This window comes from Hydrocoleum sp. CS-953 (genome assembly GCF_002260545.1).
Taxonomy (GTDB): domain Bacteria; phylum Cyanobacteriota; class Cyanobacteriia; order Cyanobacteriales; family Microcoleaceae; genus Trichodesmium.
This window is the reverse complement of the sequence record NZ_LGSU01001236.1, coordinates 1-8,379: the sequence shown is the minus strand read 5'-3', so window position 1 is coordinate 8,379 and position 8,379 is coordinate 1. Positions and strand designations below refer to the sequence as shown.

Here is an 8,379-nt window from a genome sequence, read left to right as displayed (position 1 = left end):
TCTATCCAACCAGTGGCAAGACCATGAGCCATTAATATTTGCCATCCAGGCTCAAAAATTGGTAAAAATGATAGCCAACCAGCAGTTGAAAAATGTTCACGAAAAGATTAACTGTTGATTAAATAACTTATGAACGAAAAGATTTACACCAACTACCGCCTACAATTGCCAGACCAAGAAATTATTGGTACTCTCATAGTTCGTGATGGTAAAATTGCCGAAATTCAACCAGGAATTGTTAATATTGGTCAGAATGGGGAAGGAGAATATTTAATGCCTGGATTGATAGAACTGCACACAGATAATTTAGAAAAATGTATGTCTCCTCGCCCTGGAGTTAAATGGCCTTTAACAGCAGCATTATCATATCATGACCGAGATGTAATTAGTTCTGGAATTACTACAGTTTGTGATGCAATTTCTATTGGAGATATTAAACCAAATTCTGTTCGAGTCAAAGATTTTGGTGATATGATTGAAGCTATTTTTGAGAGGCAAAAATCTGGCAAACTTCTGACAAACCATCGTCTACATTTACGCTGTGAAGTTTCTTTTGAAAGTGTATGTAATGTTGTGGAAAAATATGCAACTAATCCTATTCTTTCTCTGATGTCTTTAATGGATCATACTCCTGGTCAAAGACAATTTGTCAGTGTGGAAAAATATAAAGAATATTACATGGGAAAACATGGAATTAGTGCAGCAGAAATGAATGACTTTATTACTTATCGTCAGGAAACTCAAAAACAATATGCTCCTAAAAATCGTCAAGCATTAGTTGACCTAGCAAAGCAACAAAAAATTTCTCTAGCTTCCCATGATGATGCAACAATAAATCATGTTAAAGAAGCTGTAGAAAATGGAGCAGTATTAGCTGAATTTCCGACAACTTTTGCTGCAGCAAAAGCAGCTCATAATTCTGGATTACAAGTTTTAATGGGTGCGCCAAATTTGGTATTAGGAGGTTCCCATTCTGGCAATGTATCAGCAATGGAATTAGTAGAGCAAAATTTAGTTGATGTAATTTCTTCAGATTATGTACCTAGGAGTTTATTACAATCTGTTTTTTTAATTAGTCATAAAACTGATAAACCTGTATATGAAGCGATGAAGTTAGTTACAAGTAATCCGGCTAAAACTATTAATTTGTTTGAGGATAGAGGAAGTTTAGAAGTTGGCAAACGTGCCGATCTAATTACAGTGCATGATGATGGAATTGTTCCCCATTTAACTTCAGTCGTTATTANATGTACCTAGGAGTTTATTACAATCTGTTTTTTTAATTAGTCATAAAACTGATAAACCTGTATATGAAGCGATGAAGTTAGTTACAAGTAATCCGGCTAAAACTATTAATTTGTTTGAGGATAGAGGAAGTTTAGAAGTTGGCAAACGTGCCGATCTAATTACAGTGCATGATGATGGAATTGTTCCCCATTTAACTTCAGTCGTTATTAATGGTCGTCGTGTTGCTTGAACTGTTATTACTTTGTAAGATTATTTGGTCAAATTAATATTATCCCTGGCAAAATTTCACAACTAATCTTGGAATTTATATAGTAATTTGGTTCTATTTCTATCTCAAAATTCACTTAATAATTCTTACCCAAACTAGAATTTTACTGATAGCTATTATCTTCCGCCACCCTGGTTAGTTTATCTAAAATCTAAAAACTATAACGTTATAGTTTAACAACCTTCGGCTGGAAGTCAGTCCTCAGTCCTCAGTCCTCAGTAGAATTTTTTGGGCGCAGGCTCCGTGGCTGGAAACCTTATCGGGTATAAATCCCCACCGTCACCCGCTGTGTCGGCAATTGGTTGGGGTTTGAGTCCCCAAGAACATTGATTCTCTCTCCAGAATTGTTGTCTCCTGACTCTTTCTTCAATTAATTATCAACCTGTAAGAAGCCGAGCGCCACCCTGGTTAATTTATCTAAAATCTAAAAACTATANCTCCTGACTCTTTCTTCAATTAATTATCAACCTGTAAGAAGCCGAGCGCCACCCTGGTTAATTTATCTAAAATCTAAAAACTATAACGTAATAGTTTAATTAATTATCAACCTGCAAGAAGCCGATTGACACCCAGGCTAGTTTATCTAAAATCTAAAAACTATAACGTTATAGTTTAACAACCTTCGGCTGGAAGTCAGTCCTCAGTCATCAGGAGTCAGTAGAATTTTTTGGGGGCAGGCTCCATGGCTGGAAACCTTATCGGGTATAAATCCCCACCTTCACCCGCTGTGTCGGCAATTGGTTGGGGTTTGAGTCCCCACGAACATTGATTCTCTCTCCAGAATTATTGTCTCCTGACTCTTTCTTCAATTAATTATCAACCTGTAAGAAGCCGAGCGCCACCCTGGTTANTCTCCAGAATTATTGTCTCCTGACTCTTTCTTCAATTAATTATCAACCTGTAAGAAGCCGAGCGCCACCCTGGTTAGTTTATCTAAAATCTAAAAACTATAACGTAATAGTTTAATTAATTATCAACCTGCAAGAAGCCGAGCGCCACCCTGGTTAATTTATCTAAAATCTAAAAACTATAACGTAATAGTTTAATTAATTATCAATTAAAATCAAACCATACCATTTCTTTCTAATAATGCACTTAATAATTCTTACCCAGACCAGAATTTTACTGACAGCTGTTATCTTTTATTAAGTGTAACTTCATAGAGAAATGGTATTACTAAATGAACTGCAAAAAACAATCCAAAAATCACGGTATAATTTTGACCTGCCGTCACAAAAATCAGCAACAAATCTGCTGAATAAACTCCTAATAACTAATTTTTTTTCAGAACTCCCTAACACAAAATCAACATGAAACTAGATATTGAGACAATCCTCAAAATTCTCTCCTTCAAAGGTCATTACCAATATGGTCAAGAACCTATTAGTCAACTAAAACACGCCCTCCAATGTGCCACTTTAGCAGAACTAGCAAAAGCTAATAATGAACTAATTGTAGCTTGCTTATTTCATGACTTCGGACATCTAGTTCACAACCTAGGAGAAGATGCAGCAAAAAAAGGTATTAACGACCATCATGAATATCGTAGTATCAAGTATTTAAAACATTTATTTGGAGAAGCTGTCACAGAACCAATTCGCCTTCATGTTGAAGCTAAACGTTATCTTTGTGCAACAAAACCTAACTATTTTGCAACTTTATCTCCAGCTTCTAAACGAAGTTTAGAATTACAAGGTGGAGCATTTTCTACTGATGCTGCAGCCGAATTTATTCAGCAGCCTTATGCAGAAGATGCAGTACAATTAAGAATTTGGGATGACCAAGCTAAAATTGTTGGCATGAAAACCCCTAATTTAAAATACTTTACTCAAATAATCTATCAAACTATCATTGTTAGTAAGATTGCCAATATTATGAATAATAAATTTTGCTTGAATTGACTAGGAATAATAAATTAAATCCTCCAGATCCTCTCTCTGACAAGGGTAAGTTTTTGACAATAAAGGGAAAATAGGATAAGACTTGGTAGGAAAGTAGACAAGGAAGTACAAACGCCGGAAAATTCAAACTTATAAAAATTTAGTTATCTATGAAGGAAGCATTTAATCCACCAATGACAATTGCTTTTTTCTCCCTTGTCTTCCAAGTCTTCTTTTTCGTCCAATTTTAGTCATAACCAGAAAGTAAAAAACTTCCCCTTATGAACCTTTCAAGGGGATAAAAAAGGAAATTTATGATTTTTTGTTCTTCAGTTTCAGCCACCTGAATTACCGAAAAATTAAGGTATAATACCAATTTGATGAATGTTTGCTACAAATACTTCGGGTACTTCTTAGGAGTCAGGATTCAGGAGTCGTATGGGAATAGGTTTTATCTACTTTATTGTATCTTAAATTATCTTTTTCCTTCAATATAAGTTCCCGATAAAATATTTTAATACTGCTTATTATCTAAGCATTCAGCAGTCAGCGGTCAGCAATCAGCTAATAGGTTAATTACTTTTAGTTGATAACTAGAGCTAGTCGCTATTGTGCTTCAATTCTCTAGTTAAAAATATAGTAGTATAGTATAAATAAAGCAAATGTTTGCTTGATTGATTAAAAAGCTGTTAACGAAGTTCGGACCTAGGAGGCTAGCTAATAGCTGAAAGCTTACCTTATTATTCGTAACATTCTTTTTTAAAATTGGTATAAATTCTCTCCATTCATGGAGAAAAAAGAAAAAAAAATTAGCCAATCCTCTTATTTGTAACAAGAAGTAATTAGGGCTTGCTAAATAAGTCTCTTGGTTGAGGTAGGGAGTAGGGAGTAGGGAATAGTGAAGAGTCAAGAGAAACAGGGAGTTGTAGAAGAGGTAAAAAGAAAAATTATCCCTTGATGCAACCGGACTCAACTCTTACCGAAATATTCTGGTTTAAAGCCTCCCCTTGGATAGGGGATAATAAATAAAAATTTTCCTGTTCGTCAATCCTCTTATTTTTAAGGGAGAGGTAATTCGCGCATTCTTAATTCTTGAATACCATACTCACTTTTTCAGCCATATCAGCTCCCAATCTCGTACTTTTTCCGAACTTAAAAATGGTAAAACCTTTATATGTAAATGCTTTGATATTTAATCAGCAAACCCTAATTATTAATTGTTAATTATTAATTATTGAANCCATACTCACTTTTTCAGCCATATCAGCTCCCAATCTCGTACTTTTTCCGAACTTAAAAATGGTAAAACCTTTATATGTAAATGCTTTGATATTTAATCAGCAAACCCTAATTATTAATTGTTAATTATTAATTATTGAATACTCCCTAAAACAAATGAATGATTTCCCAAAAATCACCCATATTATCTACGACCTAGACGGTTTACTTCTAGATACAGAATCAATTCATGCTCAAGTAAATACTGAAATAACAAGCCGTTACGGCAAAATTTTTGACAAACATATTAAATGTAAAATTACTGGTAGAAAATCTATTGATTCTGCAAGAGCAATTGTAGAACTATTAGAACTACCTGTAACTCCCGAAAATTATCTTCAACAAAGAAATAGTCTCACATATCAACGCTTTCCTGAAGCCAAACCAATGCCAGGTGCAGTTCGCCTTACTCAACATTTATATAATAATAAAATTCCTCAAGCTGTAGCCACCAGTTCTTCCCGTGAACCATTTAATTTAAAAACAAAAAATCATCAAGAATGGTTCCAATTATTTGATTATATTGTTGTTGGAGATGACCCAAATCTTAAACGTGGAAAACCAGCACCAGATATTTTCTTAATAGCTGCTGAAAGATTAGATGTTTCCCCAGAAAACTGTTTAGTATTTGAAGATTCTTTAGCAGGAATGGAAGCAGCCTTAGCCGCCCGAATGTCCGTAGTTGTTGTTCCCGATCCTGATATGGATAAAAACTTATTTCATTCTGCCCATCAAATTCTCAATTCCCTTACAGAATTTCAACCACACTTATGGCAACTACCATCATTTCTATCAAAAATATAGCAATTCTGTTTAAGTTGTAATATTTTGGTAGTAGGGTCGTTACGGCCGTTTACCCATACTGGAGTCAAGAGTCATAATTTCAAAGCTTTTCAGTTAAAACTGACTATTAGACATCTCCAATAATCAAAAATAAAATCAATTATCGCACATAAATCATCAATTATTTTCCTCTACTCCCTACTCCCTCTTTTCTGGAGATGTCTATCTATTATCAAAATTATTGCTACTTTCTACTCCCTACTCCCTACTCCCTAAGAGTGATAGTATATCTGAAAAATAGTTTTTTATTTATATAAACCAACTAAAATAATCATGGTATTTACTAAACCTATTCGTTTTGTTTACTCCATATTCGGCTTTACTCTTCCGATTGTGGGAGCTTTCATACTTTTACAACAACCACTTAATGCTCAATCTGAGGAAAGTTTAGAGTCAGAAAACTCTTCTCCTATTCCAGTTCAACCAATACAACCCACCCAACCTGAAAATGCTCGTCCTTTAGATCCACAGAATAGTCTTCTCAGTCTTCAGGGTGGACAACGCCTAATGAGCGAAGCTGACAATGCCATTGCTTCCGAGAATTATGACTTAGCTAACCAGAAACTACAAGAAGCTCGTCAAATATTTAATCAACTTTCTAATTTCCATACTCAACTAGCTGCTAGTTTTTCTGGTATTGATAATCGTTTAGCAGATGACCAAAGGACTAAAGCTTTGAACACTGCCCAAATGAGAGACCAAGCTACTTATCAGTTAGCCCTTGTCCACCGGGCGCAAAACCAACCAGAATTAGCAGTACCATTACTGGTTCAAATTATTAGTTCTCAGCAACCCACTCGTGATTTAGGAAAAAAAGCTTACCAGCAGTTACTAGAGTTAGGATTTGTGGATATTCCCTATCCTAGATCTTCTGGAGATGACCAACCTCCTGCCTCACCCCAATCTCTTAATTAAAATGTAGAATGACAATACTTTTACAGGGGAAAAATTATGAATCTACAGCAAGTTGAGGCAATGATTAAAGATAAGTTGCCAGATGCTCAGGTAGAAGTCCAAGACTTAACAGGGGGTGGCGACCACCTACAGGCCATCGTTGTTTCCTCTGAGTTTGAGGGAAAAACTCTCGTGAAACAACATCAAATGGTTTATGCTGCCGTACAAGAGCCAATGGCCTCTGAAGCCATCCATGCTTTAGCTTTGAAAACCTATACTCCTGAAGAGTGGAAAGCAGCAGGACAAAGTGCTTAATTTTTGCTTTTAGGTTACAAAGCAAACAGGATTATTTGGCTACATCAGCCATAATTAACTAATTCTCATAATTTGCCATCAAACATCAGGCAAATTAATAGTATCTATAATCAAAAAGCGATCGCCTATCACTTAAGCATATCAAACCATAGATCTGGGTTAGATAAATGGTGAATGCCGATCGCTTCTATGACCATCTACTAAGGAAATAAACATGACTCTAGCTCCAGAATTAAAAGCAAAAATTGATGACTTAGTTACTAAAAATAAAATAATGATTTTTATGAAGGGTAATAAGTTGATGCCTCAGTGTGGTTTCTCTAATAATGTGGTGCAAATATTGAATATTTTAGGAGTTTCCTATGAAACTTACGATGTATTAGAAGATCCAGAAATTCGTCAAGGGATTAAAGAGTATTCTAATTGGCCTACAATTCCCCAGGTTTATGTTGATGGAGAATTCCTGGGAGGCTCTGATGTAATGATTGAAATGTACAATAACAAAAAAGATGAGCTAGAGCAAAAGCTAGCAGTTGCTTCAGCTTCCTAGAAATCTCAATATTTACAAGTCTAAAATTATAAAAAATGAAGGGTATGTCATAATGCCCTTCATTTTTTATGTCTACTATTATATTTTTAGAATTTTAGACCTGTAATTTAACTAGCTATCAGGTTTTAGAGATAGGGGTTAAAATCTCCTGCAAACCCAAGCACCGGATACTTGAGGTAGGGTTGAAATTCCCTTCTCGGAGCTTAAAAAAATAATCCGACTGATTACTTAGTGCTTACTCCTTCTTTAATAGTAATCTACTTCTGGTTGAGTTTGTAATGGCATTTCAAAATTTGAAGGGTCATATATGTAGCGGGTCGTTTCTTCCTCCAGTCTATTAATTAAAAATGGTTCGATCGCCTTAGAGATTCTCAAGGATGCTAGGTAGCCATCTAAATATATACGCATCTCCTCATAGCGATAACCACGGTTCCACATTTCGACGAGGGCGTCGGTTAGTTTTTGATAGTGGCGGATTGTTAGAGCGTCAGTTAACATTGCTTTTTTGTTCTCAGGATTAATGGTTATATTTTTTATTAGAACCTAGTTTTAGGTTAATGTTATTTTCTTTTTAATGCAACTTTTACTATTTGTTTTTGAGATTAGTCTGAACCAAGTATCAACTTGGTATTAAACATTACAAAAACACTTGTATGTGGGCAATTTTTCTACTCTTGATATTCTACTACTTCTATTTTAAAACAATTTCCGGAAGCTTTTCAAATCTCTAGTAGAGTTAGGAATATATTTATTTCGAGTTTATCTTCTGTCTACAATAGATTTATCCTATGTTCCGTTAATCTTAGCCAAAAATCTCAAAATCTAGACTTGGAAAAAATCTAAAATATGTGATACAGCAATTCCCAAAAAGCGTGAGGTACAAAATTTTAGGTTTGAGGGAACACTTAACTGGGAACAAAAAGACAAAAATACAACTGTACCTCATAAGCTTGGGAAACGCTATAGCAATCCTCCGCATATTTGTGGCAAAAATCTTACTGCTTTTTAGGCAAGAGGCACTATTGCTACAGCTCATCTGGTAAGAGTTTCAAATTTTTTATCTACTTTTTAATTTATCACAACCTATGCACGGATTGCTATAT

7 protein-coding genes and 2 pseudogenes are annotated in these 8,379 nt (G+C 34.9%); 7 read left to right on the top strand and 2 right to left on the bottom strand.

Annotated elements, in window-relative coordinates:
- A pseudogene (locus AFK68_RS21050) lies at window positions 1–89 on the bottom strand (tocopherol cyclase family protein); the annotation flags it as partial.
- 40 nt (window positions 90–129) lie between these two features.
- On the opposite strand from AFK68_RS21050, the pseudogene phnM reads away from it, so the two are divergent.
- The 7 genes and pseudogenes from phnM to grxD all read left to right on the top strand — a co-directional run.
- Window positions 130–1,246 (top strand): annotated as a pseudogene (phnM, locus tag AFK68_RS21045) (phosphonate metabolism protein PhnM); the annotation flags it as partial.
- Window positions 1,247–1,282: 36 nt separating this feature from the next.
- Window positions 1,283–1,477, top strand: coding sequence for an amidohydrolase family protein (locus AFK68_RS35365; RefSeq protein ID WP_256386617.1), 195 nt, complete (start codon window positions 1,283–1,285; stop codon window positions 1,475–1,477).
- A 1,349-nt stretch (window positions 1,478–2,826) separates the two neighbouring features.
- A complete protein-coding gene (locus tag AFK68_RS21040; protein WP_094674811.1) occupies window positions 2,827–3,417 on the top strand; it encodes a phosphonate degradation HD-domain oxygenase in 591 nt (196 codons plus the stop codon).
- A gap of 1,374 nt (window positions 3,418–4,791) precedes the next feature.
- A complete protein-coding gene (locus tag AFK68_RS21035; RefSeq protein ID WP_094674809.1) occupies window positions 4,792–5,478 on the top strand; it encodes an HAD-IA family hydrolase in 687 nt (228 codons plus the stop codon).
- A gap of 312 nt (window positions 5,479–5,790) precedes the next feature.
- Window positions 5,791–6,432, top strand: a complete 642-nt coding sequence (locus AFK68_RS21030) for a hypothetical protein (RefSeq protein ID WP_094674807.1) — start codon at window positions 5,791–5,793, stop codon at window positions 6,430–6,432.
- Window positions 6,433–6,465: 33 nt separating this feature from the next.
- Entirely contained in the window at window positions 6,466–6,726 is a 261-nt protein-coding gene (locus AFK68_RS21025) for a BolA family protein (RefSeq protein ID WP_094674805.1), read from the top strand.
- A 214-nt stretch (window positions 6,727–6,940) separates the two neighbouring features.
- Complete coding sequence (grxD, locus tag AFK68_RS21020; RefSeq protein WP_094674803.1) at window positions 6,941–7,276, top strand: Grx4 family monothiol glutaredoxin; 336 nt, start codon at window positions 6,941–6,943, stop codon at window positions 7,274–7,276.
- 246 nt (window positions 7,277–7,522) lie between these two features.
- Here the strand turns inward: grxD and AFK68_RS21015 are convergent, their stop codons facing one another.
- Entirely contained in the window at window positions 7,523–7,774 is a 252-nt protein-coding gene (locus AFK68_RS21015) for a DUF6761 family protein (protein WP_094674801.1), read from the bottom strand.
- Window positions 7,775–8,379: the final 605 nt, after the last annotated feature.